Genomic DNA, 25,696 nt, shown 5'->3' on the forward strand with positions numbered 1-25,696 from the left:
TTTAATATGGCGCTGTTCAGCCTTTGGCGGGGCTGGGCTTGCGGTTGAAGGTCTTGCGCAGGTTGTCCCATAACTCGATCTTCACGCCGTTCTTGCGCATGATGAAGGCCTGCTGCGACACGGAAAGCAGGTTGTTCCAGGCCCAGTAGATCACGAGACCGGCCGGGAAGGAGCCCAGCATGAAGGTGAAGATCACCGGCATCCAGGCGAAAACCTGCTTCTGGACCGGATCCGGCGGCTCCGGGTTCATCTTCATCTGCAGCCACATGGTGATGCCCATGAGGATCGGCCACACGCCGAGCATCAGGAACGGGCCCAGCACCGGCACCGCGCCCGGGTTGTAAGGCAGCAGGCCGAACAGGTTGAAGATCGACGTCGGATCCGGGGCCGCGAGGTCGCGGATCCAGCCGAAGAACGGTGCATGGCGCATTTCGATGGTGACGAAGAGCACCTTGTAGAGCGCGAAGAACACCGGAATCTGGATCAGCACCGGCCAGCAGCCGGCAACCGGATTGATCTTCTCCTTGCGGTAGAGCTCCATCAGCGCCTGCTGCTGCTTCATCTTGTCGTCCGCATAGCGCTCGCGGATCGACGTCATCTCCGGCTGCACTGCTTTCATCTTCGCCATGGAGGCGTAGGACTTGTTGGCGAGCGGGAAGAACAGGATCTTCAGCAGCACCGTGACGATCAGGATCGCGACGCCGAAATTGCCGAACATGCGGAAGAAGAAGTCGAGCACGTTGAAGAGCGGCTTGGTGATGAAGTAGAACCAGCCCCAGTCGATCAGCAGATCGAAGTTCTTGATGCCGAGCGCCTCATCATAGGCGTCGACGGTCGCAACCTCCTTGGCGCCTGCGAAGAGGCGCTGCGTCACCTCCGTGGTGGCGCCGGGCTGGAGCGTCTGCGCCGTGCCGAGCATGTTGGCCTGGTAGATCTGGCCAGTCGGGCCCTGGCGCATGGTGAAGGAGCCCTGATAGGGCTGCGCCTGGTCCGGGATGACCGCAGCGGCCCAGTACTTGTCGGTGATGCCGACGAAGCCGCCGTTCACGCCTTCCCACACCTCGCCGACGGTGTTCTGACCGGCGGGAACCGGGTCTTCCTTGGCGATGGCGTCGTAGGTGTATTCCTGCAGGCCCTTGTCCCCGAGCACGCCGATCAGGCCCTCGTGCAGCACGTAATAGCCGAGGGTCGTCGGCTTGCCGTGGCGGGAGACGAGGCCGTAGGGATGCAGGGTCGCCGGCGCGGAGCCGCGGTTCTCGACGGCGTTCTTGACGGTGAACATGGACTTTTCGTCCACGGAGATCGTGCGGCGGAAGACGAGGCCCTGGCCGTTGTCCCAGGTGAGCGTCACCGGGGTGGAGGGTGTCAGCGTCGTCCGGTCGGCGGTCCAGACCGTCTCGGCCGTCGGCAGGGCGCCGTTCTGCGTTCCGACCCACCCGAAATCCGCGTAGTACGGGTTCTGGGTGCCGGCGGGCGACAGCAGCACGATGTTCGGGCTGCGCGGATCGACCGTCTCACGGTAGTTCTTGAGCGACACGTCGTCGATGCGGCCGCCGCGCAGGTTGACCGAGCCGGCAATGGTCGGCGTGTCGATGGTCACGCGCGGCGAGCGGGCCAGCGCCGCTTCACGGGTCTCGACCGTGGGAGCCACCGGGGTGCTGGGCACCGTTCCCGGCACCGTGGGAGCAGCACCGCCGGCCTGACTCGGGCTGGCAGGCGGGTTCGGCGCATTCGGATTGACCTGCGTGGATTGCTGCTGCTGGGCCGCCTGGCGCTGCCTCTCGGCCTCCGGGGCCGCGAAGAAGTATTGCCAGCCTAGCAGGACCGCCATCGACAGCACGATGGCGACGATGAGGTTTTTGTTGTCATCACGCATGGGATTGTCCGCGACGCTCGCCGTTGGAGGGAGGTGAGGAGGAAGAACGCTCTGCGGGAGAGGCGCTTTTTGGCTTTATGACCGCCCGCAATGCGCGCCGAAGATCGTCGATGAGCACGTCGAAATCGGCGGAGAGGATGTCTCGCCGTCCGATGACGACAACATCCGCATCGAGGGTTGCGTAGTCCTGGCCTGCCGTGGGGATGGCGGCCCGGAGTCGACGCTTGATGCGATTGCGCTCTGTGGCGTGGCCGACCCGCTTCGTGACCGTGAGCCCGAAGCGCAGGCCGAGGCCGGAACCTTCGCGAAGGCGGGCCTGAACCGTCATCCGCTCGGTATGAAAGCGGCGGCCGGAGGCCGCCGCGACGAAGTCAGGTCTTTTCGTCAGACGCCCGAGGCTAGACGTTGCGCGATGGTCGCGCATCGGGCTGTCCTTGACGGCGCTTACGCGGACAGGCGCTTGCGGCCATGGGCGCGGCGAGCGGCAATGACCTTGCGGCCACCCTTGGTCGCCATGCGCGCACGGAAGCCGTGGCGGCGCTTGCGAACCAGCTTGCTCGGTTGATACGTCCTCTTCACGGCACTTCTCCGGTCGAATGGGGCAGCGGTGCTCGAAGGCTCGCGCCCGTCTGGTTGGGAGGGGTTTCCCCCGAAACTGTTTCGAAAAAACGATCAGCGCCCCAAGAAGAGCGCTGTCAGCTTGCGGGCTTATGAAGGAATGGTGGGGCAAAGTCAACGCCGCTTCGGCCTTTATGCGGCAATCCGGCCCTTCCTCACCAAGCTGTGACGGACCGGTAGGCTTGACCTTGTCGGGCGCTACATACCACACCGGTTCCAGGAGGACACGTGGCCCAGATACATCCGAAGACGGAGAGCCCGAAACAGGCCGGCCGTATCTGGCGCATAGTGCCCCTGGCGCTCATCCTGATTGCGATCGGAGCCGTCTTCGCAACGGGTGTTCACCGCTCCCTCACGCTCGAGACCTTCGTGCATTATCAGGCTTGGCTTCGGGATCTTGTGGCCGCCCACGGCCCGGCGATGCTTGGCCTTTACGGCCTGATATATGTGGCGGCCGTCACCCTCTCGCTGCCGGCTTCCGCCTTTCTGACCGCCATCGGGGGGTATCTCTTCGGCTGGCCGCTTGGAGGCATTACGGCCAACTTGGCCGCAACACTCGGCGCGACCAATATCTTTCTTATCGCCCGGTCGTCACTAGGACGCCCTCTGCTCGAGCGGGCGGGCTCCCGCATCCAGAGCCTTGCGGAAGGCTTCCGGAAGCAATCCTTTCTCTATCTGCTCTCCCTTCGCCTGATCCCCGTGGTGCCGTTCTGGCTCACGAATCTGGCTGCGGCCTTCTTCGGCATGCGCCTGAGGCCCTTCGTCCTGGCAACCCAGCTCGGGATGCTGCCGGCGTCGTTCGCCTTCGCTCTGGCCGGATCGGGGCTGGATGAGATCATCGCGAAGCATGAGCGGCAGCGTGCCGAGTGCCTGGCCGTGGGGCGCAGCGATTGTGCCATTGACTTCAATGCCAAAAGCCTGTTGACGCCCGAGCTGATGACTGCTCTCGCTCTGCTCGGAATATTGGCGCTGATCCCGATTGCGCTCAAGCAATGGCGCCGTCGCAAAGCGGGCGAGAGCTGATGATGAAGCTGACGGACCAACAGGGCAGGCGCGTCTTGCAGCCCGATCTCTGCGTCATCGGCGCCGGCTCGGCCGGCCTGTCGGTCGCGTCCATCGCGGCCTCCCTCGGGGCATCCGTGGTGCTGATCGAGAAGAACAGGATGGGCGGAGATTGCCTGAACGTGGGCTGCGTTCCCTCTAAGGCGCTGATCGCCGCGTCTCTCCATGCTCGCGCCACGCGCGAAGCGGGAGATTTCGGAATCGGGGCAGGGGAGCCCATCGTCGACTTCACCAAGGTCCATGCGCATGTGAAGGGCGCCATTGCGGCCATCGCCCCTATGGACTCGACGGAGCGCTACCAGGCCATGGGGGTGTCGGTGATCGCAGGCGAAGCCCGGTTCGCGGATGCCCATACGGTTGTCGCCGGCGACCGGATTATCCGGGCCCGCCGCTTCGTCATCGCGACCGGCTCCCGCCCGGCCGTCCCGTCGATTCGCGGACTTGATCAGATCCCCTATCTGACCAACGAAACCATCTTCGATCTGGCCGAGAAGCCCGCGCATCTCGTTGTGATCGGCGGCGGCGCCGTAGGGGTCGAAATTGCTCAGGCCTATCGGATGCTGGGTGCCCAGGTCACGCTCCTGGAGGCCGGCGAGCGCCTCCTGGCGCAGGAAGATCCCGAGATGGCGGGCGTCGTCGACCAGGCTCTCAGGTCGGACGGGGTTGCCGTCAGAACCGGAGCCTCCATCGAAAGGATCGAACCGGCGAAAGCGGGGGGCTTTGCTGTCGTCCTCAGCACCGGCGAGAGCATCGACGGAAGCCATCTGCTCGTCGCCACGGGACGCAAGCCCGTCGTGGATGGGGTAGCCCTTGAGGCTGCGGGGATCGCGTCCGACGCCTCGGGTATTCTGGTCGATAGAGGGCTTAGAACCTCCAACCGGCGCGTCTATGCCATTGGCGATTGCGCGGGCGGGGCAGGCAAGGGCGCCCGGTTCACCCATGTGGCGAACCATCATGCGGGCCTGGTGATCCGGAACGCCCTGTTCCGGCTCCCCGTCCGCGTCGGGAAGGCCCCCATTCCCCGCGTGACCTATACTGCGCCGGAGCTGGCCTCCGTCGGACTGACGGAGGCGCAGGTCCGGGAACAGCATGGCACCATCCGCATCCTGCGCTGGGCCTTTGCCGACAACGACAGGGCCCGCACGGAAAGACAGACCGAAGGGCATGTGAAGGCCGTGGTCACCCCGCGCGGCCGGATCCTGGGCTGCTCCATCGTCGGGGCGCATGCCGGGGAACTCATCATGCCGTGGGTTCTGGCCATGAGCCGCGGCATGAAGGTTTCCCATCTCGCCGGGTTGATTTATCCCTACCCTACATTTTCCGAGGTGACGAAGAGCACGGCGGTGGAGTTTCTCAAGCCTTCGGCTCAGAATCCCTGGGTGCGGCGGCTGGTGTCCCTGGTCCGCCGCTTGGGATAAAACCGAACATGAGATCTGAGCAGACATCCCTTGCAGGGCGCATCCTGAGCCAGTTCGGGCTCTCGGCGCGCCTGCTGCTGCTCACGGTGCTGTTCGTGATGATCGCCGAGGTGCTCATCTACGTGCCCTCCGTGGCCAATTTCCGCCTCACATGGCTGAACGACCGCCTCGCCGCGGCGCAGATCGCCGCGATGGTGCTCGATGCGGCGCCCGAGGAAAGCCTCCCTGAAGATCTCGAAATACGCCTTCTTCAGGGGGTCGGGGCCCGGGCCATTGCCCTGCGGGGCGGCGGGCGCAGGAGCATTCTGGCCGCGGGCGACGTCCCGACCGAGGTGGGCAAGACCGTGGACCTGCGGGACGCGCAATGGCTTATCCTGGTTCAGGATGCCTTCGACGTCCTGCTCAATCCGGCCGACAAGCCGATCCGGGTCATCGGGGCGGGCATGGGGGTCGACTTCGTGGAGATGATCCTCGATCAGCGGCCCCTGCGCCACGCCATGATCGAGTTCTCGCGCAACATCCTGTTCCTGTCCCTGTTCATCTCCATCATCACGGCGGGACTTGTCTATCTCACCCTGCAATGGGTGATCGTGCGTCCGGTGCGGCGTCTCACCGGTAATATTGCGGAATTCTCAAGCAATCCGGAGGACGCCTCCCGGGTCATCCGGCCCACGGATCGCGTCGACGAGATCGGGCTCGCAGAGCAGGCCCTGGCCCGCATGGAAACGACCCTGGCCGATGAGCTGCGCCAGAAGCGGCGTCTCGCCCAGCTCGGCCTTGCCGTCAGCAAGATCAACCATGAGCTGCGCAACATGCTGACCACGGCTCAGCTTCTGACAGACCGCCTGGACAATGTCAGCGACGATTCCGTGCAGCGCATCGCCCCCAGGCTGGTCGGCACCCTGGACCGGGCGATCGCCTTCTGCGAGACGACTCTGGCCTTTGGCCGGGCGACCGAGCCCCTGCCGCAGCGGCGCCTCATCCCTCTGGCGCCCATGATCGACGAGTTGTCGAACCTGACGGATCTGGCGCCCGAGGTCGGGATCGCATTCCAAGCGGATGTTCCCGATGACCTGATGATCGACGCGGATCCGGACCAGCTCTCCCGGGTGCTCGTGAATGTGGTCCGCAACGCGGTTCAGGCGCTCAGCCAGACCGGCTCTCCCCATGGCCAGCCCTGCATCGACATCTCGGCCCGCCGGGAGGGCGGCACCGTCGTCATCCTGATCAAGGACAACGGCCCAGGCATCCCCGAGAGGGCCAAGGCCAACCTGTTCACGCCCTTCCAGGGGTCGGCTCAGAAGGGCGGAACGGGCTTGGGGCTGCCGATTGCTGCCGAACTCGTTCAGCTCCACGGCGGAACCATCATCCTCGATGAAGGGCAGGGGAGAACCTGCTTCAAGATCACGATCCCCGACCGGCCCTCCCCAGCGGAAGCAATCTGAGCTTTCGGCAAAACTTCCGCACAAGAGGCTTGCCAACCGCGCCGGATCCCTTTATGTCACCGGCCTCGGTCAACGTTGCTTCCCGCAACGACTTAGCCGACCAAGCGCCCGTAGCTCAGCTGGATAGAGCACCAGACTACGAATCTGGGGGTCAGAGGTTCGAATCCTTTCGGGCGCGCCATTCTTCTCAAGACATCGATACAGGCAGGATGAAGGTTCGAAGGCGCCTTGGCGCACTCCGGAACCTTCGTGGCCGATAGTCTTCCTAGGATTGGGGTTTACACTTCCGCCGCCGGCGTGACGCCGAGATCGTCCAGCTTGGCTCGAACCTCCGTGATCGACCTCTTCAGCTTCAGGCTGATGACCGAGACAGGAATCCCCTCCCGGGCCAGGGTCAGAAGGGCCTGCACGGATTCGTAGCTCCAGGAACCGCCGGAATCATTCATAGCCGAGACCTCCAATCGATGAACGGCAAGCGTCGCCTTCAAGTGCGGCGAGATCATGAAGAGAGGATCGCTGCAAACCTCCGCCGCAACCTTAGCCGAAGATGCGCGTTCCTTGTGGAGGCAACACTCACAGGAACTCTCTCATGGGCATCATCTGGACCATCATCATCGGCTTCGTGGCAGGTTTGATCGCGAAATGGATCATGCCGGGCCGGAACGAGCCATCGGGTTTCATCATGACGACGATCCTCGGCATCGTCGGCGCTTTCGTCGCCACCTATCTCGGGCAGGCCCTGGGCTGGTACCGGGCCGATGAAGGAGCTGGCTTCATCGGCGCCATCGTCGGCGCCATCGTCGTGCTCTTCATCTATGGCCTGATCGTTGGACGCCGCTCGAGCTCCACGTACTGATCGCGCCGGAGACGAACTCAAGAAGGGGCCACAGTTTCCGCTGTGGCCCTTTTCTTTTAGCCGTGATGGGCGAGCCGGCCGCTCTCGGACGAGCCCGTCAGGGCCGCCTTGACCGGGCACTGGCCGACATAGCCGCGCCAGGCCAGGTAGGATCCGCCCGCAAGCGCCAGGATGTTCAGGAGCGGGTTGGGGCGGGGCTTGGCGGCCGCGGCCGCAAGACCGAGGCCCGCCAGCATGTAGGCGCCGCGCTCCGTGGTGCTGAGATTGGGCTGCCCGTTCATCAGCGATCCGGCCTTGGCCGATATCATGTTCGTCACGTCATTTCTCCTTGATTGGCATGGGCCGAACGCGACGCGAAGGGGTGTTGTTCCCCCTTTGAAAAAGAGTCCGGAAGCAGTCCGGAACCTCAAAGCTTGGCCTCCGTTGAGTCCACGCTTCAACCAAGGAGTTGTCACGATGCCAGCCAAGGAAAAGACCCTGGAAGACCTCTTTCTTCATACCCTGAAGGACATTTTCTACGCCGAAAAGCAGATCCTGAAATCCCTGCCGAAGATGGCGAAGAATGCGGAATCCGAAGAGCTGCGGCAGGCTTTCGAAACTCATCGTGTGGAAACGGAAGGCCAGATCGAACGCCTTGAGAAGGTCTTCGAGATGCTCGGCAAACCGGCCCGCGGCGTGCAGTGCGAGGCCATCAACGGCATCATCGAGGAAGGCAAGGAAGTCATGGAAGACTTCGCCGATAGCGAGGCTCTCGATGCCGGCATCCTCGCTGCCGCTCAGGCAGTGGAGCACTATGAGATCACCCGCTACGGCTCCCTGAAGACCTGGGCTCAGGAACTGGGCATGAACGATGCCGCCAAGCTCCTGGACCAGAACCTTCAGGAGGAGAAGAAGACCGATCAGCTTCTGACCCAGCTCGCCGAGGCGCGCGTCAACACCAAAGCCGCCTGACGGTCATCTCACATCGGAAAACCCCGCGCTCCTGGGCGCGGGGTTTTCTTTTGAGCCTCTGGAGGTGGGAGGCTCAGTGGCGATTGGCCGGGCAAGGCGTGACGGCCGTGTTCAGGGTGAGCCGCATGGAGCCCGACGGGGTGATGTCGAGTGCGGCTTCCATGGCGGCCGGATCTTCGATCAGATGCACGAAGGCCAGAAGCCTCAGCCGCACGATCGGCGGCAGCTGGGAGAGGTAGGCCGCCAGCGTCTGGGTGGTTCCTTCAGCCATCTCCTCGTGAACGAAAGAGGTTACAGGAGGGATCTCGTCAGGCAGCGACATGGGGCACCCGATCGGTAAAGGTGGAGGTGCCGGTGGCGCGGACCAGGCACGAGCCGCGCAGGCCCGCGAGTCTGCTCACATGCCTCAGGCTGTTCTCCGAAATCTGAATGGCGGCCGCGATGCAGGGCTGGTCTTCGATCATGGTCGGCAGACCCAAGGGGCGGACCTCGAAACCTGCCTGCTGCCAGCGCGGCAGCCACCACATCTCGACCACGGCGGTCACCTCCGTAATGCCTTCCTCGAGACAGAATTGCTGAAAGGCTGCCAGAAGGCGGCAATCCGTGCGGCCCATGCGCCGCTCCCTGACGATGAAGTACCGGGTGCATTCGAGAATTGCGGACCCGGACAGCACGTCGCGGCCTTTGACCAAGTGGGCAAAGGACTCGCTAATCATGTGCGGCAGCAGAGTCGGCTAGAGCCTCAGGCCCCCAATGACACGCCCGTTATCGAGCGCGACCAGATAGGTCGCTTGGTCATTGTCATAAGCATCCACATCCCGCCCGTCAGGGCGTTCGAGGTCGCGCCATCCGCGCTCGCCCACGAAGATTTCGTGCCTCAGGCGGAAATATTCGTCGAGGATCGCTTCATATGCATCTTTGTTCTCGTCGGTGATGACGTGAATTGAGGTCATACCCCATGCCCTCCTTTTTCTGGAGAGCAGTGTCCATGACCGGCCTGATTTGGATATTGTAGGAAATTACAGGTGCTTCTAGCGCATCGTGCGGACCCGGGGGCTGCGTTAGCGAAGAGCGGCTCCGGTTTTCCGCGCCCGACGATGCGCAGGTTGAAGGATTGAGCATCGGACCCAAAAGTGCAAATCCACTTTTGGGTCCGATGCTCTGGGTCAGATCTCGATGAGCCGGTGCTGAAGCGCCCTGGCGACCGCGTGGGTCTTGTTGGCGGCGCTCAACTTGGCGCAGGCGCTGCCGATGTGAGCCGTAATCGTTCGCTCTGTCACGCCAAGGATCTCCCCGGTATCGGCCGCTGATTTCCCCAGCGCCGCCCAGCGCAGGGCTTCCCGCTCGCGGGCGGTCAGCGGGTTAGGACGCGGAGAGGGGCCCAGGACGAGGCGGGCACGCTCGAAGGCGTACATGGCCATCAGGTGGATGGCGGGCTTGGTCTGGAGCGTCAGGTCAAGGTCGGCGCCGCCCATCGACAGGTAGGCCTCGAACCCGTTCAATCCATGAATGGGCAGGCAGTAGCCCTGCCGCATGCCGAAATCGGCAGCCCCGTGCATGACTTCCTTGCCTTTGGGGTTCGTCTCGGGATCGTAGCGGGCTTCACCCACTCGAAGGGCTGGACGGTCCGTCGGCACAGGCGGATCACGGGATCGTGTCGGTCGTAGCTGTTCCGGGTGTAGCGCTCGTACCAGCCCAGAGGCCACTTCTTGAGCAGGACCAGGCTTTCGATCCGCTGCTCCGGGTGCGGCAGCCCGGTCATGATGAAGCTCTCGAACCCGAACTGGGCAAAGGAGCGCTCCATCGCATCGATGATCGCCTGCGGCGTTGCCAGGCGGTCGAGCTCTTCGATGAGCTCGAAAGCATGTACCGTATGGTCAAGGCTGCGGCCGCTCAAGGGCGTCTCCCAGGTCATTGATACATCTGCAAATTGCGTTTAGATATAATGCTACCAAAAGTTTTAGACTTGGAATAGACAAGTCATGGAGCATCAAAGACGCAGGAGCGGGGCTTGCAAAAGAAGGCGCCTACCCACATCGGCAGCCGGGTGAGGGCCCGGCGGACCATGCTCGGCATGAGCCAGGAACGGCTTGCGGATGCCTTGGGGCTTACCTTCCAGCAGGTCCAGAAATACGAGAAGGGCATGAACCGCATCGGCGCCAGCCGCCTGCTCCAGATTGCCGGCATTCTCGATGTAAGCATCGAATTCTTCTTCGAGGGGCTTCCTGGCCTGCGGGCGGGCGGGTTCTCCGGGGACAGCCTCATGGCCGAGTTCCTGACCCGGTCGGAAAGCGACAGGCTCGTGCGGGGATTCCTGCGCCTGAAGGATGATGAAGCGCGCCGGAAGGTCGCCGACCTCGTCGACTGGCTCGCCTCCGTCGGCTAGGCCCGAAACGGCAGCAATCCCAGACGTCTCGGTTTCAAGGAGCGTTCGGAACCTGCCGCGCTTCTAATGGTTACTCCCTCACGATTGAGAGAGGTTGACCATGGGCGTGGGACAGCAAAACACCAACAGGCAGCAGGACAACGGCACCGAGGATTGGGATGCGCTGAAGGGCGATGTCGGCGATATCGCGGGTGCAGCCGTCGAGCGCAGCCGTTACTTCATTGACAGCGCACGCGAGCAGGCGACGGATTACGTCGACCGCCGCAAGGACGATATTGCGCAATCGGTCGCCGATTTTGCCACGACGTTGCGCGAATCCACCCATTCCTTCGATGAGCGGCCGAATATCCGCGCTGTCGTCGATACGGCGGCCGAAGGGCTGGAGCAACTGGCGGACTCGATCCGCGAGCGCACTTTCGCCGATTTCTTCAATGAGTTCGAGGGCGTCGTGCGCCGTCGGCCGGCGACCGTGGCCGCAGTCTCCGTGGCGGTCGGCTTCCTCGCCGCGCGCTTCATCAAGAGCACGGCCGAGGATCTTCGTTATGACGGCATGAATGCCCGTTCGGCACAAGGTGGCCAGGGCCGCGCACGCCAGCAGGGCCAGCAGCGCTCACGCGCCAAAGCCAGTGCCTAACGGAGGCGGTCATGCAGGGTAACGGCAATCAAACCATTCAGGGTCTCGTCGGCGAGGCGCTGCGGGAGTCCACCGATCTCGCACAAAAGGAGTTTACTCTTTTCAAGACCGAGATCTCCCAGAACATGCGAACCCTCTTCCTGGGGCTTGCCATGGTTGTCGCGGCGGCGGTCTTCGCGATCGCGGCCGTTATGCTGCTGACCGAGTCGCTCGTGGAGTGGCTGGCGACCGTTGTCGAGTCTGAGGCGCTCGCCGCACTCATCGTCGGCGGCATTCTGGCTGTGATCGCCATCGGCCTCGGGCTGTGGGGGAAGAGCGCCATGACGGCGTCGTCGCTCACGCCACAGAGGACCATGCGCTCGCTCAAGCGCGATGCGGAAGTCCTGTCCGAGAGAGGTGCATGATGACGTCGCAGAATCTGCAGGATCTGGAGAGGGACATCGAGCGCAGCCGCGCTCAGCTCGACCAGACCATCGATCGCCTCCAGGACAAGATGACCGTCTCAGGAGTCGTCGACGATGTGCTCGGAACTGCCCGCAACGGACAGTACGGGCCGCTCTACGACCGCGTGCTGGATACGGTCAGGCGCAATCCGGTGCCGGTGATGCTGATCGCCATGGGCATCGGGCTTCTCGCATACCGCCTCGGCCGCCCGACACGTCCTATGCGTCCGGCTCCATTGATCGCAGCCGATGAGGACCTCATCACGGAGGAGCATCTGCTGATGGAGGCGGAGGATCCCCGTCTTTATGGGACAGAAGCCGTTCACCAGCCTGCAACGGACACAATGTTCGAGCGGCCCGGCATGAATTCCCGCTACTGAAGAATCGAACAGGAGCTTTCCATGGCAAATACCAAGAACGAGACCGGCAAGCCGGGAGCGGACAAGCAGAGCGACGCCGGCACGGCCGGCAAGGTCTCAGCCGGCACATCGGTCGGCAATATCGGCGAGGCTCCGATGCCCCACGCTCACGATCAGAAAACCGCTCAGAGCACCGGATCGGCGGCAGGCGGCACGCAGTCTGCCGGCCAGTCCAAGGGCTCGTCGTCCGAGCAGGCCTCGGGCCAATCCTCGCAGCAGAATGCGAAGGATCAGGCCGGCATGACGGGCAAGGCGCAGCAGGCGGCCGATCAGGTGCGCCAGACAGCGGAAGATGCGTATGAAGGCGCTTCCGACTGGGCGCGGGATACCTATGAGCGCGCGTCCGACTGGGCTTCCGGAACTTACTCGCAGCAGCGCCGCCGCATGAACAAGATGGGCGGCCGGTCCTCGCGGGCATTCGGCAACGCACGCGGTGGCGTTCAGAGCTACGTGTCCGAGAACCCGATGGTCGTGGGTCTCGTCGGTCTCGCGGCCGGCCTTCTTCTCGGCGCTCTTCTGCCCCGCACGCGCCGCGAGAACGAGATGTTCGGCGAGTGGGCTGACGAGGTTCGCAATCAGGGCCTGCGCTACGCCCGTGACGCTGCCAGCCGTGGCCGTGAATATGTCGAGGAGACGTTCAGCGGCGACGACGCGCAGTTCAGCCGTCATGAGAGCGAGTTCAACGGTCCGCGCGACGCCAATCGCCACTGACACAGGGCTCAGGACCACATCAAAAAGGCGCCGGTGAAAACCGGCGCCTTTTTGATGTGGTCCTGAGTGATTGCCGAGGCTCTCGACGGGCCTGCAGAAACAATAACGGCCACGGCGAGATGATGCGCGTACATCCGGCGTCATCATCTCGGCATCGTGACCGCTTCTGGTCGGCACGTGTGCCGCCAGCGTGAGCTTGAGATGGGGCTGGCCTGCGCTGAATTCAAGAGGATGATGAAATTTCTTAACCCTGTTCCTCTAAATTCCTTCTCTGTTCAGGACCTTCCAGGAACGAGGTGCCTTCGAGTTTGTTGGCTTCCGACAGGGCCAAAATTTCCTATCCAAAGGCGCTGCGCTAAAGATGGTCCTTTTCAGGGATCGGTGATGGAGTTGGAGTTGGGGCATGCGTATTCTGATCCTGGAAGACGATCCGGCAATCGCCTTTGATCTGCAGGCCATCCTGGAAGCCGATGGGCACGAGATTGTCGATTCCATCAGCTCGCTCGCCGAAGCCTATCAGCATCTCGACGACAGGTTCGACTGCGCGCTGCTCGATATCGACGTGATCGGCGGCAAGAGCTTCGGCGTGGCTGAGACCCTCATGAAGCGTCACATCCCCTTCGTGTTCGTCTCGGCGTCTGCTCCATCGGATCTGCCTCAGCCCCTGCAGCAGGCCGCCTTCGTGGCAAAGCCGTTCGAGGAAAAGCTGCTGCTGAAAACCGTCGAGCGCGCTGCTCCCAATCTTCTCCCTTGCTGATGCGATAGGCCGAGGAACCTGTTCTCCCCCGGTGACTTCCCCCACCATGCAAGATTTTCGGTTCGGATTCTGCTGCAAGTACATTCCCGAAGATGGGTCGGCGCAGGCTGCGCGAGCCATGAACACGACCACGGCGACGATGGCGTATCTGGGTCGTCTCGAGCCGAAAGCAGCCTACGAGAAGATTGTGGCTGTCGTTTCCCACAACCTCGAGGCTTTCCGGCTTCAGATCGAGCATGTGGCAGGACGGCCGAAGCTGGAACGTCTCCACCGCCTGTCCAGCGATCTGCTTCCAGGCTACACCCATGCGAGCTGCCAGGAATTCTACCGCGATCCCGATCTTCGCAACCTGATCGAGACGAAACTCGCGCAGGCAGGGCGCCTCGCCCGGGAGAGGGATGTTCGCTTGAGCATGCATCCGGGCCAGTTCTGCGTGATCGCCTCCGCCAATCCGTCAGCCGCCGCCAACGGCATCGCGGAATTCGAGTATCATGCCGAGGTCATGGCGCTCATGGGCTACGGCCAGGGGTGGCATCCGCACGGGGCTCATATCAACATCCATGGCGGTGGGAAGGCGCTGGGCGCGGAGGGGGTCCGCAGCGGCCTCGCGCATCTCTCGCAAACCGCGCGCAACCTGATCACCATCGAAAACGACGAGGTGAGCTTCGGCCTCGACGACCTCCTGCCTCTTGTGGATGACGTGCCGCTCGTCCTCGATCTTCATCATCATTGGATCATGAGCCAGGGCGAATACATCGAGCCCGAGGATCGGCGCATTGCTCTGATCATCGCATCCTGGCGCGGTGTGCGGCCGGTGAGCCATGTGAGCGTCTCCCGCGAGGACCTGCTCCCGGATTACGACATCCACACCCTTCCGGACTTCAAGGCCCTCGTTGCATCGGGGATAAAGCCGAAAGACCTGCGGGGTCACTCGGACCTGATGTGGAACGAAGCCATCAACGATCTGGTGATGCGTCATCTTTCATGGTCGGATTTCGAGATTGAGGCGAAGTTGAAGAACATTGCAACAGAAGGGCTGGCTCATCACGTTGAGAAAAAGCAATCCACTTTACGTGCAACAGGATAAAGTTTCATAAAATCGTGCAGCCGGTGGAACCAACCCGGTTAGAGGTCGTTGCCGATTATTGTATTGCGAGTCACGAAGTGATGTTGCTTGCCCATTCCACAGTGCTGCTGGTTGAAGACGAGCCCCTCATCCGCCTCTTCCTGTCCGAGCTTCTCGAAGAGGCTGGCTTCAGGGTTGTCGAGGCAGCCAATGGCGCGGAGGCTTTGGTGCTGATGGAGGCAGGCCTGAAAGTCGACGTGCTTCTCACCGACGTGGACATGCCGACCGGCTGCAACGGCTTCGAACTGGCTCATCGGGTGCACGAGCTCTGGCCCGGAACCGAGCTCCTGATCATGTCGGGAAGGCGATGGCCCTCGGAGGGGGATCTTCCTCCCGGGGCGGCGTTCCTGGCGAAACCATGTCCCAATGAGGTGATCGTCTCCCATGTGGTTTCCGCAGCGGAGCGCAAGAATCGCCTGTTCTATGTTGCTGAAACCACACGGCAGCCCACCGAGCGAGACTCCAACATCCTGCCGTTTCCGAAAACAGCCTAAATTCCTGAACTCGATCTTGCTGACGGCGTTGAGCGGACATAAGCTCTGCCGGAATTGACCTTCATCAGGGGGCCGGAGATTGTGAACGCTCTCCGGAATGTCCGACCGAAGGTTGGTCAACATGCTTTTCGAGCCTGGCCTTAAGGCTGTCGACGAGCTTCCCCACCCCATTCCCGGAGGATTACATGGCCACTAAGACGACTGACGGAAAAGCCGGCGCGAAGAAGGCTGCAGACAAGCCTGCCGCCAAGAAGGCTGCCGGTTCCAAGCCCAACGCTCTTCAGCAGCCCCTGCAGCCGTCGAAGGAGCTGGCCGTCATCGTGGGCTCGAACCCGCTGCCGCGCGGTGAGGTTGTGAGCAAGATGTGGGAATACATCAAGAAGAACAACCTGCAGAACCCCGAGAATAAGCGCGAGATCCTGGCTGATGACAAGCTTCAGCCGATCTTCGGCAAGCCGAAGGTGACGATGTTCGAGATGAACAAGCACCTCGCCCAGCACCTGAAGTAAGCGAAGAGCCTCAGGCTCATCAGGAATCCTGCCGCCACCGATCGAGCGGCAGGATCTCCGGCCTCTGACCCGGCGCCTTCTTCCACGGGTCCACGGCCCATCCGGCGCCAGTGCGTTTCTCGGTAATCACGGCCGTGAAATGCGGGTAGCGCCCGTCAAGGAAGAACCCCCGCGACTCTGGATGCTCCACCGCATGGTGAGCGAGAAGCCCGCGCTCCTGCAGAACGAGGAGCAGGCTGGTCGTATTCGCGGTCTCATCCAGGCAATCCATCTGCCCGTGCACGCCCGACATCTGAGGCGGCGATCCCGGCACGTCCGGCTTCCCGCCCAGGGAAGCAGCCAGATAGGCGGTGTAGGATCTGATCACCTCTGCCAGGGCCTGCCTCTCGGCGGCCGGCGAACCCTGCGCCGATCTCAATATCCCGCTCGCCCGGCTCAGCAAACCTCCATCGACCGAGAGCACCAGTCGCCGCGAGCACCCATAGCCGTGACAGGCGATGATGCGGCCGCCCGCGGGCTCGACATAGCCGCGCTCCTTGTACCATCTCTGAGGCGCCTGGGGTCCGGCAACGGCCGGGGTATTTAGGAACAAGGGCGGCAGAACCGTCGAAATGAGAAGTAGCGTCAATCTCACGATGGGAGTACCTATCGCCTTAGCTTGCAGGGCCCTTGGCGATATAGGTCGAGCGGCTCGGCTGCCCATAGGTTAAGCTTGGTTGAGTCGGGTTACGACTTTTGAGGTTTGCATGTCCCGCATCGTCTTCCTGAATGGGTCCTTCCTGCCGCTCGAAGAGGCCAGGGTGCCTTTCATGGATCGGGGCTTCCTCTTCGGGGACGGGGTCTATGAAGGGATCGGCGTCCTCGACAGCCAGCTGATTGACAACGACGCGCATCTCGAGCGGCTGGAGCGCTCCCTGGCCGAGGTGCGGATCCGCAATCCCTACTCGCGCGCCGAGTGGACCTCGCTTCAGGAAGAGATCGTCCGCCGCAACGGCATGGCGGAAGGGTTCATCTATTTCCAGGTCACCCGGGGCGTGGCGGAGCGGGATTTCTTCTTCCCGGAGAACGCAGAGCCCACGGTGGCCATGTTCACCCAGGCCAAGGCTATTGCCGATGCTCCGGCGGCCCACACGGGCATTGCGGTGGTGACCGTGCCGGACCAGCGCTGGGCGCGGCGCGACATCAAGTCGATCAACCTGCTCGCCCAGGTTCTGGCCAAGCAGGCGGCCAAGGAGGCCGGCGCCCAGGAGGCTTGGCTGGTGGAGGAAGGCTATGTGACCGAGGGCGGCTCGTCGAGCGGCTTCATCGTCACGCAGCAGGGTAGCATCGTCGTGCGCCCGCTCTCGAACGCTATCCTGCCGGGCATCACCCGCAAGTCCCTGCTGCGGCTCTCGGAGGAGGCGGGGATCCCGCTCGAGGAGCGCCGGTTCACTGTCGAGGAGGCTTACGATGCCGCCGAGGCTTTCCTCACCAGCGCGTCGAACTTCGTCCTGCCCATCGTGACCATCGACGGTCGTCCCGTCGGCGACGGAAAGCCTGGTCCCATCACGAAGCGTCTGCGGGAGCTTTACCTGTCCATGGCCCGCGTCCCGGCCATGGCCGCCGAGTAGCGTTGCCGGAACCGGCCATCGGATCGCCCGTTGCCTTTCAAAGGAGCGACCCATGAACCGTGTTCTAGTGCTATCGACACTTCTGGCAGGCTGCCTTGGAACGGCAGCCCTCGCCCAAAACCCCCAGGTCCTGCAGCAGCAGGCTCCCAACATGCCCGCGCCAAGCCAGATGCCCGCAGAGAAGGTTGAGCCCGACAGCAAGCTCTCCGGCACTAGCAATGGCCCGTCCGAGACCGGTTCGACTAACACCTTGAGCGAGAAGCTTGAGCAGACAGACGGCGTGATCCGCCCGCCGGAGACGGCCACCCCGGACATCACTGTGCCGGCGCCCGTGCCCAATCCAGGCACCACCCCGGTCATCCGCCCGCCAGCCAACCAGCAGGTCGACCCGAAATAAGGAGCTTATGAGGCCGGGATCTGCTTACCGGCCGAGCGCCGCCGCTTGCCCTCGCGGGATCTTCTGTTCTCGCGGGGCTTATCGTTGTTTGAAATGGCGCGTTGGCCGCTCATGATCTGAGCGGCCACCTCGGAGATCTGGCGGCGCAACTCGTCGTTCTGGCCTCCGGACAGCTCCTGGTTCGCGAGCCGCTCCTGGGCTTCGTCACGCTCTGCTTCGATTTCGCGGATGCGCTGTTCGAGGATCAGGCCGCGCTCCTGCTCCGCGGCAATGCCCTTGGCGAGTTCCGCCAGGCGCAGGCGCTCGTCCGACAATTCGCTGTGCCGCTCGTTCAGGGCCCGCTCGAAGTCGTTGCCTCGGGCCGTCTGGGTCATGAGGCGTGTCTCGAGATCCGAGATGGTGATGCGTTTGGTGTCGAGGTCGCTCAAGGCCGACGAGAGGCGTCGCTCCGTATCGGCATGCTCGGCCTCCAAGCGGGCGAGCTTCTCCTCCGCATGGAGGAGCTCGGTCTTGGTCCGGGAGCGCTCATGCTGGGTGATCTCCAGCTCCATGCGGGTGTTTGACAGCTCGTTCAGGGTCGCCCGGTGGGCATTCTCGAGGGCGGCCAGGGTTTCGCGGGTGCTCGCGAGGTAAGTCTTGGTCTGTGCGAGATCTTCGTCCGTCGCCGCCAGGCGCGTCTGGGTGCTGGCGAGATTGACCTCGAGCTGAGCGACCGTCTGGTCGCGCTCGGCCAGGGTGGTCTCAAGGGCCTCGATCCGGATGGCCCGCCGGCCCAGCTCCTCCATGCTCTCCCGCTTGTAGGTCAGCGCCTCCTCGGCCTTGCGCTCGATCCGGCGCTGGAGAACGGCGAATTCCGCCCGCAGGTGGTCCTTCTCCGCCGTCAATTCGGAGATCGACATCGGAAAGAGCGCCTCGGCCCGGCGGCGGGCGAGACGCTCCGCGCGGGCATTGACGGCGGGAATGATCAGAAGCGCGATGAGGGAGGCTGCGACGAACCCCAACGCGAAAATCATGATTGTTTCGATCACGCGAACGCCAACTCCAAGGTGCTTGACCGGTAACGCTCAAGCACCTTGCCTTGTGCCTGCGCAGCTTTCCAGAGCCCTAACGCTCCAGACCGCCCGTTGTAGCGCATTCGGGGGCGGTTTCCACTGCCTCGGAAATGGCGGCTGATCGTTTGAGACCTAGAAGGGATTCCAGGTCGGCTCCGAGGTGAACTTCAGGTAGCCGATATTGACCCCCAGACGAGCCCCCACGCCGGCCCGGATCGGCACCACGACCATCTCGTCCGCCGCCACGGCCGTCACGCCGAAGCCGCCGATGAAATAGGCCGAGCCGTCCACGCCGACGAAGCGCTTATAGAGCGCATCGGTGAAAGGCATGTTGTAGACCAGCATCATGGTGCGGGCGCCGTCGCCGCCTACGTCAAACCCAAGGGAGGGACCCTGCCAGAAGATCCGGCGATCCCCGGCATTACGGGTGAAGAGCTTGCCCTCGCCATAGCGCAGGCCGCCGAAGAAGGCGCCGGAGGCCTCCTGACCCAGGATATAGCCGTTGGGCTCGCCCCAGCGGCGGATCGCCTCCTGAAGGGCAAGGGCAAGGCCGCGAGAGGCCGAGCCGAAGAATTGATGGCCGGATTGGACCAGTTCGTCGGAACGGAAGGATTCCGGGCTGCCGGGATTGGCAACGTAGGCGCGCTGGACGGTTTGGGCCGATGCCTGCAGGGGCAGGGCGCTGATCAGGGCGGCAAAGGCCGCAGCCGCAAGAAAGGTTGACCGGGAGCGCATGGGCTATCTCCTCGCATGAGACAGGGAACAATCCGGCTCATTCAGGCCGAAAGGCTGCTATCGAGGTTCGAACCTTAAGGTCATCAACCCTAACAATCTCTGTACGGAATGCCGCTCTCGATGGCCTGCGGTTGTTTTAAGCCCGGGGCTCAGCAATCATCTCGGGTATGAGCAGGATGCTATGCGGCCGAGGCCGACACAGGCAGGTCCAGCCGTGTCGCTAACGCCGTGTCGCCGATAGCCGCGAAGGGGCCGTTCCGGTAGCCCTTTTCCTCATGGCCGTAGGTGAGGGGGGCTCCCCCCGGTCCGACCACGCTGCCGCCGGCGCAGGTGAGGATATGGTCGCCCGCCGCCGTGTCCCACTCCATGGTCGGGCCGCAGCGCACATAGACGTCGGCCTCACCCGAGGCGATGAGGCAGAACTTCAGGGCCGATGAGGTCATGCGCCTCGTGCCGATCGACAGGACCGAGAGGCAGGCTTCCGTGGCGATGTCGCCATGGCGGCGACTCACCAGCGCCACGAGATCCTGCTCGGGAGCAGGCCGCACCTTCGCGTCCTGCCAGTTGAAATCCGTCCCCTGGCCATCGGGCAGGGCGCTCACGCGGGCACGCTCGCCGGCGATCCAGATCGACCCCATGGCCGGAGCGGCCACTACGGCCGCCATAGGCCGGTTACCCTGGATCAGGGCGATGTTGACGCTGTACTCGCCAGTGCCATGAATGAAGTCTCCGGTGCCGTCCAGGGGATCAACCAGAAAGAAGTAGTCGTCCGTCTGAACTGTGCTGGAGGTTTCCTCCGCCACGACCGGAACGCCCGGCCATGCCTCGTCCAGGCGCCGGATGATCAGTTCCTCGGCGGCCAGGTCGGCGGCCGTCGTGGGGGTGCCGTCATCCTTGATGCGCTTGTCGACCAACGCGCTCTCCATGCCGCGCAGGAGCCGCCCTGCCTCCAAGGCGATCTGAGCAAGCTTTTGAGCAATCTCGTCGGGGTTCTGTCCATCGAAGCGCATCATGGATTTGTGCCTGTTCCCGTGCGGGCTGTCGATGTCTTTTTGCCCGCTTTTCAAAGAACTCTGAGCCGGGTATCCCGGTTCACGTTCTCTTTCCTGTTTGGCTGTATTCATGCCCGTCGAAATCTCGATTTCATGAATGAACAGCTGACTTTACGGTGCCTCCGGAGCCCTCATGGCCACGATTTCCCTCGATTCGCTCGACCTCGCTGCTCTCCTCTGCTCACGCGTCTGCCATGACGTGATCTCGCCGGTGGGTGCGATCGTCAACGGGCTCGAGGTTCTGGAGGACGACAGCGACGCCTCCATGCGCGACTTTGCGCTGGATCTCATCCAGAAAAGTGCGAAGCAGGCCTCGGCCCGTCTCCAGTTCGCCCGCCTTGCCTTCGGGGCAGCGGGCTCCGCCGGCGCTTCGATTGATCTCGGCGATGCCGAGCAGGTGGCCCGCGGGCTCTTCCTCGACGACAAGATCAGCTTCTCGTGGTCGTCGCCCCGGCTCCTGTTCCCGAAGAACCGGGTGAAGCTGCTCCTCAACCTGGTGATGATCGCCACCACGGCCATTCCGCGGGGCGGCTCGATCGCCGTGACGGTCACGGGAGATGCCGAGAACTGCGCCTTCACCATCGTGTCGAAAGGCCTGAACGCCCGCATTCCCGCCCATTCCGAGGCGCTCCTCGCCGGCAGCTCGGAGACCGGCACGGTCGATGCCCATGGCATCCAGATCTTTTACGCCGGCATGGTGGCGCGTGCGTCGAACATGACCATCGCTTTCTCCATCGAGGGCGACGAGGTGACCATCAGGGCTGAGGCGGCGTAAGGCAGTCAGTAACTTTCCTCTGAGCGCACAAAAGAAAAGCCCGGCATTCAGCCGGGCTTTTTCGTGTCGAATGTGACCTGCGTCAGATCGCAATGCGCTCTTCCGCCTCGTTGGGCTCGCGTAGCACGTAGCCGCGGCCCCAGACGGTCTCGATGTAGTTGCGGCCCTGCGAAGCATTGGCGAGCTTCTTGCGGAGCTTGCAGATGAAGACGTCGATGATCTTCAGTTCCGGCTCGTCCATGCCGCCATAGAGATGGTTGAGGAACATCTCCTTCGTGAGCGTCGTGCCCTTGCGCAGGGAGAGGAGCTCCAGCATCTGGTACTCCTTGCCGGTCAGGTGCACGCGGGCGCCGCCGACTTCGACCGTCTTGGTGTCGAGGTTGACGATCAGGTCGCCGGTGGTGATCACCGACTGGGCGTGACCCTTCGAGCGGCGCACGATCGCATGGATGCGGGCCACCATCTCGTCCTTGTGGAACGGCTTGGTGAGATAATCGTCGGCGCCGAAGCCGAGGCCCTTCACCTTGTCCTCGATGCCTGCCATGCCGGAGAGGATCAGGATCGGCGTCTTCACCTTCGCGACCCGGAGCGTCCGCAGAACCTCATATCCCGACATGTCGGGCAGGTTCAGATCGAGAAGGATGATGTCGTAATCGTAGAGTTTGCCGAGGTCGATGCCCTCTTCTCCGAGATCCGTCGTGTAGATATTGAAATTCTCGGACTTCAGCATCAGTTCGATGCTTTGCGCTGTCGCGCTGTCGTCTTCGATCAGAAGTACGCGCATGTTCAATCCCCAGCCCTTGCCCTTGAGCTTTGAAACAGCGGAAGGCTGTTCATCCGCCGCCGGGCTTGGGACGGATGCTCTTTTGAACTGATTCGAAACGCTAGTACGGAATGGTTAACAAACCCTGATTCTGGGACGCAAGCGCTTAACGAACTTGACAGGCAGATCATCCGCCGAAGGCCATTATCCTGTGGATTCTGGGTAACCATAGGGAACCGCCTTACAACATCCCAAAAGCTTATCATCCAAGCGTTTCAGCCTTGTCTGGAGACGACTCCTCAAGGAACCGCGACCGTGACAAGGCCAGTGTTAACGAAACCGGTAAACGAATGGTTTACGAGGCTCTCAAGACGCAAGCTTGAGGCAAGATTTCGCCGATGGGGTTGAGATCACAGGAATTTTTTGTCCGCGCCGGTAAGGAAAGCTCAACCTCCATCGGTGATGGTGTCGCATGTCTGGCGGATAACTGAGCGATCCGTGAGGCGAAATGAAACAGCGACGTGTGGAGTTGAATCAAGATGAAGTCGCGGGACACGCTCATCCGCCTCAAGCGCTTTCAAGTCGACGAGAAACGTCGCCGGGTGGCGCAGATCGAGATGATGATCGCCGAGTTCGACCGCATGGCGGCTGACCTTGATCGGGAAATCGCAGCGGAAGAGCAGAAGGCCGGTATCACCGACCTCAACCACTTTGCCTACCCGACCTACGCGCGCGCTGCGGCCCAACGGCGCGACAACCTGCGCCTCTCGGCTCAGAACCTGCACATCCAGCTCGACGACGCGAAGGCGGAGCTGGGCGAGGCGTTCGAGGATTTGAAGCGGGCCGAGAGCCTTGAGGACCGCGAGCGCTCCCTCGACGCAGCCATCAGCCAAGCCGGCCAAGGCCGCGTGGTTCGCGTCACGGCCTAAAGCCCCACCGCACCGAAATCCAAGAGGGCGCGCCAAGCCGGCGCGCCCTTTTTCATGTCCCCGGCATCAGCAGCGGAATGTGGGGAGCCGATTCCCGGGGGAGGAACCCGTGAAGACGCGGGTCGTCCGCCACCTCGATGGCGCGCCGGTAAGGCGTGAAGCCCGAGCGGATATAGAAGGCAAGGGCGCTGGGCGAGTCGAGCGTGCAGGTATGGACGAAGAAGCGCCGCGTCGGCCGGGCAAAGGCACGGCGAATGGCCTCATTCATCAGGAAGCGTCCTGCCCCCTGGCCGATGAAGCCGGGCACCAGCCCAAGGAAGGCGAGTTCGACCTCGTCATCGGCGCGAAAATCCAGTTCGAGCAGGCCCACATCGCCTGTGCCGTCATGAAGGGCATAGGCCTCGACCTTCGGGTCGTTGAGGATCGCCGCGAGCGCATCATTCGGCATCAAGGCCCGGCTGAACCAGAGCCAGGGCTCTCCCACCGTGCGGAACAATGACCGATAGCGTGGCCGGTCGTGGTCGATGCGCTGGAGTGTCCAGCCTTCCGGCCGCTGGACCGGGGGCAGGTTCGGCGGCTCCCGCATTTCCAGATAGGTGACGATGGTGGCGATCTTGCCGGGAGGCAGATCGGTATAGCCGTTGAGATTGAGAGCTGCTGCCGAAGCGCTCGTCATAGCGGATCGCCTTCTTGGGGCATCAGGGAACGAGACAGCTTGATAAAGCGATTGCTTCCCCACGTCACCCGACCTGCTTGGACTTTATGTCATGGACCTCCACGCCAATATCCCCTTGCAGACCAAGTGGATTGTGGGCACAGAAGAGCCAATGAGGGAGATGTGCCGGCTCGATGAAGAATGTGCGTGAGTTCATTTGGCCCCTGATCGGGCTGCTGGCGGTCATCGTCTCAGGCTGGCTTCTCTACCGTGAACTTCGCGGCATGTCCCTGGACGACGTCTGGGACAGCCTGACCGCCGTTCCATCCCACCGCTACGCTCTGGCCGCTTTCTCGACCCTTTTCGCCTATGCGGCTCTCGCCTGGTACGACCGGATCGCGCTGCTGCATCTGGGCGTCCGCCACATCTCCTGGCTGTTCGTATCGGTCACGTCGTTCACAACCTATGCGCTGTCCCACAATATCGGCGCTTCGGTCTTCTCCGGCGCCGTCGTGCGCTACCGGGCCTATACGTCGAAAGGCCTGAGCGCCCCCCAGATCGCCGTGCTGGTGGCACTCTGCTCCTTCACCTTCGGGCTTGGCACCATCCTGCTCGGTGGTGTGGTGCTGGTGGCCGACCCGACACTGCTTCACCGGCTGGAGGAGCTTCTGCCCTCGATGCTGACAAACCCGGCCACGGCCCGCATCGTCGGGCTGCTGCTGCTCGGTTTCGTGGCGCTTTATGTGGTCGGATCGGTCCTGCACCTTCCGCCGCTCGTCATCCGCAAGGCCAAGCTGGAATATCCGCGCCCGGCCATCATGGTGCGCCAGCTGATCGCGGCGCCGCTGGAGCTTCTGGGCGCTGCCGGCATCATCTACTTCGTGCTCCCGTCGCATCTGGAGCCGAGCTTCATCGTCGTGCTGGCCGTGTTCCTGGCCTCCTTCTCGGCGGCCCTGGTGAGCCACGCCCCCGGCGGCCTCGGGGTGTTCGAGCTCGTGTTCCTCACGGCCATGCCGGACATCCCCAAGGCGGACGTGCTGGCGGCGCTCATCATCTTCCGCCTGTTCTATCTCCTGATCCCCTTCGGTCTGTCGCTGGTGGTCGTGCTCTTGTTCGAGCGGGCGCGGCTGGCGCAGGCCTGGCGCGGCCGGATGGTTACCGCCGACGGCTCCGTGCCGCCGCCGCCGCTCTCATCGTCAGATCAGTAGGAATCAAAGAAGCGCGAGCACTTAGACTGCCGGGCGCTGGCCCGGTTCCGGCACGGCGATGCCGGCCTGCATGTATTCGTTGAGCTTATTGCGCAGGGTGCGGATCGAGATCCCGAGGATCCGGGCCGCATGGGTGCGATTTCCGAGGCAGGAGGCGAGCGTGTCGAGAATCAGGTGCCGCTCCACGTCCGCGATGGTCCGGCCGACCAGGACTTGCCTGAGAGCCCCGATGCTCTGTTCGGAGCCCGCAGGGGAGGGCGAGCCGATTGTCATTGCGAGGGGGCCTTGTTGGTCCAACAGATCCTGGGTGCCGAGCACGTTGAGCGCCTGCCTTAAGGAGAGGTGATTCAGGAGTTTATGCTCATCTTAAGGTTAGGAAGGTCTTAACGGCCCAGCTTCGAGACCCACCTTTTCGGCTCTGAAATGGAAAAGGCGCTGGCTCGGGTGAGCAGCGCCTCGTAGTCGGATCGGCCGGCGTGCTTACTGCCGGTATTGCTGGATGCGCGTGGTGCGCAGGCCCGCCAGACCATGCTGGTCGATGGACAGCTGCCAGCTCAGGAACTCCTCGGTGGTCAGCGTGTAGCGCTGGCAGGCCTCTTCGAGGCTCAGCAGGCCGCCGCGAACGGCAGCCACAACCTCGGCCTTGCGGCGGATAACCCAGCGGCGGGTGCTGGTCGGGGGAAGGTCGGCAATCGTCAGGGGACTGCCATCAGGCCCAATGACATACTTGACCCTTGGGCGGTGGGGTTCGGTCATGATACGCTCACACAAAAATTCAACGACCTCAGTGGCTCGAACTTACGCGACGGGACTTA

General features: G+C 62.9%; 33 protein-coding genes, 1 tRNA gene and 3 pseudogenes. 20 read left to right on the forward strand and 17 right to left on the reverse strand.

Annotation, left to right across the window (positions count from 1 at the left end; all coding sequences use genetic code 11):
- Positions 1-16: 16 nt before the first annotated feature.
- From yidC to rpmH, 3 genes are read right to left on the reverse strand one after another with little or no spacing between them, the layout of a single operon-like run.
- Positions 17-1,876: a membrane protein insertase YidC gene (yidC, locus tag JQC81_RS01210; RefSeq protein WP_203269901.1), complete on the reverse strand. Its 1,860-nt coding sequence runs from the start codon at positions 1,874-1,876 to the stop codon at positions 17-19.
- Positions 1,869-2,300: a ribonuclease P protein component gene (gene rnpA, locus JQC81_RS01215; protein ID WP_203269902.1), complete on the reverse strand. Its 432-nt coding sequence runs from the start codon at positions 2,298-2,300 to the stop codon at positions 1,869-1,871. Before rnpA ends, yidC begins: the two co-directional genes overlap by 8 nt.
- 20 nt (positions 2,301-2,320) lie before the next feature.
- On the reverse strand, positions 2,321-2,455 hold the full coding sequence (gene rpmH / locus JQC81_RS01220) for a 50S ribosomal protein L34 (protein ID WP_027314822.1): 135 nt from the start codon (positions 2,453-2,455) through the stop codon (positions 2,321-2,323).
- Between the two features lie 267 nt (positions 2,456-2,722).
- Here rpmH and JQC81_RS01225 point away from each other — a divergent pair, with 267 nt between their 5' ends.
- The 4 genes from JQC81_RS01225 to JQC81_RS01240 all read left to right on the forward strand — a co-directional run bounded on the left by JQC81_RS01225 (position 2,723) and on the right by JQC81_RS01240 (position 6,600).
- Complete coding sequence (locus JQC81_RS01225; RefSeq protein ID WP_203269903.1) at positions 2,723-3,517, forward strand: TVP38/TMEM64 family protein; 795 nt, start codon at positions 2,723-2,725, stop codon at positions 3,515-3,517.
- Positions 3,517-4,974, forward strand: coding sequence for a dihydrolipoyl dehydrogenase family protein (locus tag JQC81_RS01230; RefSeq protein WP_246520127.1), 1,458 nt, complete (start codon positions 3,517-3,519; stop codon positions 4,972-4,974). The genes JQC81_RS01225 and JQC81_RS01230 overlap by 1 nt, the downstream gene beginning before the upstream one ends.
- Positions 4,975-4,982: 8 nt before the next feature.
- A complete protein-coding gene (locus tag JQC81_RS01235) occupies positions 4,983-6,419 on the forward strand; it encodes a sensor histidine kinase (RefSeq protein WP_203269904.1) in 1,437 nt (478 codons plus the stop codon).
- A gap of 104 nt (positions 6,420-6,523) precedes the next feature.
- Positions 6,524-6,600 (forward strand) — tRNA-Arg (locus JQC81_RS01240).
- A 97-nt stretch (positions 6,601-6,697) separates the two neighbouring features.
- Here JQC81_RS01240 and JQC81_RS01245 read toward each other — a convergent pair.
- The gene (locus tag JQC81_RS01245) at positions 6,698-6,865 is read right to left on the reverse strand and encodes a hypothetical protein (RefSeq protein WP_203269905.1); all 168 of its coding nucleotides are present in this window, start codon (positions 6,863-6,865) and stop codon (positions 6,698-6,700) included.
- Between the two features lie 143 nt (positions 6,866-7,008).
- Between JQC81_RS01245 and JQC81_RS01250 the strand changes: the two genes are divergently transcribed.
- Complete coding sequence (locus JQC81_RS01250) at positions 7,009-7,275, forward strand: GlsB/YeaQ/YmgE family stress response membrane protein (protein WP_183447277.1); 267 nt, start codon at positions 7,009-7,011, stop codon at positions 7,273-7,275.
- A gap of 56 nt (positions 7,276-7,331) precedes the next feature.
- On the opposite strand, the gene JQC81_RS01255 is transcribed toward JQC81_RS01250, so the two are convergent.
- On the reverse strand, positions 7,332-7,583 hold the full coding sequence (locus JQC81_RS01255) for a YgaP-like transmembrane domain (RefSeq protein ID WP_203270076.1): 252 nt from the start codon (positions 7,581-7,583) through the stop codon (positions 7,332-7,334).
- Positions 7,584-7,731: 148 nt separating this feature from the next.
- Between JQC81_RS01255 and JQC81_RS01260 the strand changes: the two genes are divergently transcribed.
- A complete protein-coding gene (locus tag JQC81_RS01260; protein WP_190842954.1) occupies positions 7,732-8,226 on the forward strand; it encodes a YciE/YciF ferroxidase family protein in 495 nt (164 codons plus the stop codon).
- Positions 8,227-8,299: 73 nt separating this feature from the next.
- Here JQC81_RS01260 and JQC81_RS01265 read toward each other — a convergent pair whose 3' ends face one another.
- The 4 genes and pseudogenes from JQC81_RS01265 to JQC81_RS32860 all read right to left on the reverse strand — a co-directional run.
- The gene (locus JQC81_RS01265) at positions 8,300-8,497 is read right to left on the reverse strand and encodes a hypothetical protein (RefSeq protein WP_203269906.1); all 198 of its coding nucleotides are present in this window, start codon (positions 8,495-8,497) and stop codon (positions 8,300-8,302) included.
- A gap of 37 nt (positions 8,498-8,534) precedes the next feature.
- Positions 8,535-9,179 (reverse strand): annotated as a pseudogene (locus JQC81_RS01270) (acyl-homoserine-lactone synthase).
- A gap of 213 nt (positions 9,180-9,392) precedes the next feature.
- Positions 9,393-9,701 carry a helix-turn-helix domain-containing protein gene (locus JQC81_RS32855; protein WP_376772357.1) on the reverse strand — a complete coding sequence of 103 codons (309 nt, stop codon included), beginning with the start codon at positions 9,699-9,701 and terminating at the stop codon, positions 9,393-9,395.
- A pseudogene (locus JQC81_RS32860) lies at positions 9,684-10,141 on the reverse strand (autoinducer binding domain-containing protein); the annotation flags it as partial. The gene JQC81_RS32855 and the pseudogene JQC81_RS32860, both read right to left, overlap by 18 nt.
- Positions 10,142-10,237: 96 nt before the next feature.
- On the opposite strand from JQC81_RS32860, the gene JQC81_RS01280 reads away from it, so the two are divergent.
- The 9 genes from JQC81_RS01280 to JQC81_RS01320 all read left to right on the forward strand — a co-directional run bounded on the left by JQC81_RS01280 (position 10,238) and on the right by JQC81_RS01320 (position 15,705).
- Entirely contained in the window at positions 10,238-10,612 is a 375-nt protein-coding gene (locus tag JQC81_RS01280) for a helix-turn-helix domain-containing protein (protein ID WP_281400212.1), read from the forward strand.
- 100 nt (positions 10,613-10,712) lie between these two features.
- A complete protein-coding gene (locus JQC81_RS01285; RefSeq protein WP_203269907.1) occupies positions 10,713-11,246 on the forward strand; it encodes a hypothetical protein in 534 nt (177 codons plus the stop codon).
- Between the two features lie 11 nt (positions 11,247-11,257).
- Positions 11,258-11,650, forward strand: coding sequence for a phage holin family protein (locus JQC81_RS01290; protein WP_203269908.1), 393 nt, complete (start codon positions 11,258-11,260; stop codon positions 11,648-11,650).
- Entirely contained in the window at positions 11,647-12,069 is a 423-nt protein-coding gene (locus tag JQC81_RS01295) for a DUF3618 domain-containing protein (protein ID WP_203269909.1), read from the forward strand. The genes JQC81_RS01290 and JQC81_RS01295 overlap by 4 nt, the downstream gene beginning before the upstream one ends.
- A gap of 21 nt (positions 12,070-12,090) precedes the next feature.
- A complete protein-coding gene (locus tag JQC81_RS01300; RefSeq protein ID WP_203269910.1) occupies positions 12,091-12,819 on the forward strand; it encodes a hypothetical protein in 729 nt (242 codons plus the stop codon).
- A gap of 403 nt (positions 12,820-13,222) precedes the next feature.
- The gene (locus JQC81_RS01305; protein ID WP_203269911.1) at positions 13,223-13,576 is read left to right on the forward strand and encodes a response regulator; all 354 of its coding nucleotides are present in this window, start codon (positions 13,223-13,225) and stop codon (positions 13,574-13,576) included.
- 46 nt (positions 13,577-13,622) lie between these two features.
- Positions 13,623-14,663, forward strand: a complete 1,041-nt coding sequence (locus JQC81_RS01310; RefSeq protein ID WP_203269912.1) for a UV damage endonuclease UvsE — start codon at positions 13,623-13,625, stop codon at positions 14,661-14,663.
- 80 nt (positions 14,664-14,743) lie between these two features.
- Entirely contained in the window at positions 14,744-15,196 is a 453-nt protein-coding gene (locus JQC81_RS01315) for a response regulator (protein ID WP_246520132.1), read from the forward strand.
- Between the two features lie 185 nt (positions 15,197-15,381).
- Positions 15,382-15,705 carry an SWIB/MDM2 domain-containing protein gene (locus tag JQC81_RS01320; protein ID WP_036356729.1) on the forward strand — a complete coding sequence of 108 codons (324 nt, stop codon included), beginning with the start codon at positions 15,382-15,384 and terminating at the stop codon, positions 15,703-15,705.
- 19 nt (positions 15,706-15,724) lie between these two features.
- On the opposite strand, the gene JQC81_RS01325 is transcribed toward JQC81_RS01320, so the two are convergent.
- Complete coding sequence (locus tag JQC81_RS01325) at positions 15,725-16,339, reverse strand: hypothetical protein (RefSeq protein WP_203269913.1); 615 nt, start codon at positions 16,337-16,339, stop codon at positions 15,725-15,727.
- A gap of 112 nt (positions 16,340-16,451) precedes the next feature.
- On the opposite strand from JQC81_RS01325, the gene JQC81_RS01330 reads away from it, so the two are divergent.
- Both JQC81_RS01330 and JQC81_RS01335 read left to right on the forward strand, forming a co-directional pair.
- The gene (locus tag JQC81_RS01330) at positions 16,452-17,315 is read left to right on the forward strand and encodes a D-amino-acid transaminase (protein ID WP_203269914.1); all 864 of its coding nucleotides are present in this window, start codon (positions 16,452-16,454) and stop codon (positions 17,313-17,315) included.
- A 52-nt stretch (positions 17,316-17,367) separates the two neighbouring features.
- On the forward strand, positions 17,368-17,712 hold the full coding sequence (locus JQC81_RS01335) for a hypothetical protein (RefSeq protein WP_203269915.1): 345 nt from the start codon (positions 17,368-17,370) through the stop codon (positions 17,710-17,712).
- 5 nt (positions 17,713-17,717) lie between these two features.
- Here the strand turns inward: JQC81_RS01335 and JQC81_RS01340 are convergent, their stop codons facing one another.
- The 3 genes from JQC81_RS01340 to JQC81_RS01350 form a co-directional block, all read right to left on the reverse strand.
- A complete protein-coding gene (locus JQC81_RS01340; RefSeq protein ID WP_203269916.1) occupies positions 17,718-18,725 on the reverse strand; it encodes a coiled-coil domain-containing protein in 1,008 nt (335 codons plus the stop codon).
- A gap of 171 nt (positions 18,726-18,896) precedes the next feature.
- Positions 18,897-19,499, reverse strand: coding sequence for a DUF1134 domain-containing protein (locus JQC81_RS01345; protein WP_203269917.1), 603 nt, complete (start codon positions 19,497-19,499; stop codon positions 18,897-18,899).
- Positions 19,500-19,678: 179 nt separating this feature from the next.
- Positions 19,679-20,512 (reverse strand): 3'(2'),5'-bisphosphate nucleotidase CysQ family protein, encoded by an 834-nt coding sequence (locus JQC81_RS01350; protein WP_203269918.1) that lies wholly within the window; start codon positions 20,510-20,512, stop codon positions 19,679-19,681.
- 172 nt (positions 20,513-20,684) lie between these two features.
- Between JQC81_RS01350 and chpT the strand changes: the two genes are divergently transcribed.
- Entirely contained in the window at positions 20,685-21,326 is a 642-nt protein-coding gene (gene chpT, locus JQC81_RS01355) for a histidine phosphotransferase ChpT (RefSeq protein WP_203269919.1), read from the forward strand.
- A gap of 82 nt (positions 21,327-21,408) precedes the next feature.
- Here chpT and ctrA read toward each other — a convergent pair whose 3' ends face one another.
- On the reverse strand, positions 21,409-22,110 hold the full coding sequence (gene ctrA / locus JQC81_RS01360) for a response regulator transcription factor CtrA (RefSeq protein ID WP_114944720.1): 702 nt from the start codon (positions 22,108-22,110) through the stop codon (positions 21,409-21,411).
- A gap of 518 nt (positions 22,111-22,628) precedes the next feature.
- Here ctrA and JQC81_RS01365 point away from each other — a divergent pair.
- Entirely contained in the window at positions 22,629-23,018 is a 390-nt protein-coding gene (locus tag JQC81_RS01365; RefSeq protein WP_203269920.1) for a flagellar export protein FliJ, read from the forward strand.
- Between the two features lie 52 nt (positions 23,019-23,070).
- Here the strand turns inward: JQC81_RS01365 and JQC81_RS01370 are convergent, their stop codons facing one another.
- Entirely contained in the window at positions 23,071-23,694 is a 624-nt protein-coding gene (locus tag JQC81_RS01370; protein ID WP_203269921.1) for a GNAT family N-acetyltransferase, read from the reverse strand.
- A 173-nt stretch (positions 23,695-23,867) separates the two neighbouring features.
- Between JQC81_RS01370 and JQC81_RS01375 the strand changes: the two genes are divergently transcribed.
- Positions 23,868-24,881: a lysylphosphatidylglycerol synthase domain-containing protein gene (locus JQC81_RS01375; protein WP_203269922.1), complete on the forward strand. Its 1,014-nt coding sequence runs from the start codon at positions 23,868-23,870 to the stop codon at positions 24,879-24,881.
- 21 nt (positions 24,882-24,902) lie between these two features.
- Here the strand turns inward: JQC81_RS01375 and JQC81_RS01380 are convergent.
- Positions 24,903-25,097, reverse strand: a pseudogene (locus JQC81_RS01380) (helix-turn-helix domain-containing protein); the annotation flags it as partial.
- Between the two features lie 264 nt (positions 25,098-25,361).
- Positions 25,362-25,637 carry a CtrA inhibitor SciP gene (gene sciP / locus JQC81_RS01385; protein WP_036356763.1) on the reverse strand — a complete coding sequence of 92 codons (276 nt, stop codon included), beginning with the start codon at positions 25,635-25,637 and terminating at the stop codon, positions 25,362-25,364.
- Between the last annotated feature and the right edge of the window lie 59 nt (positions 25,638-25,696).

The sequence above is a fragment of the Microvirga arabica genome, assembly GCF_016811235.1.
Classification (GTDB): Bacteria; Pseudomonadota; Alphaproteobacteria; order Rhizobiales; family Beijerinckiaceae; genus Microvirga; species Microvirga arabica.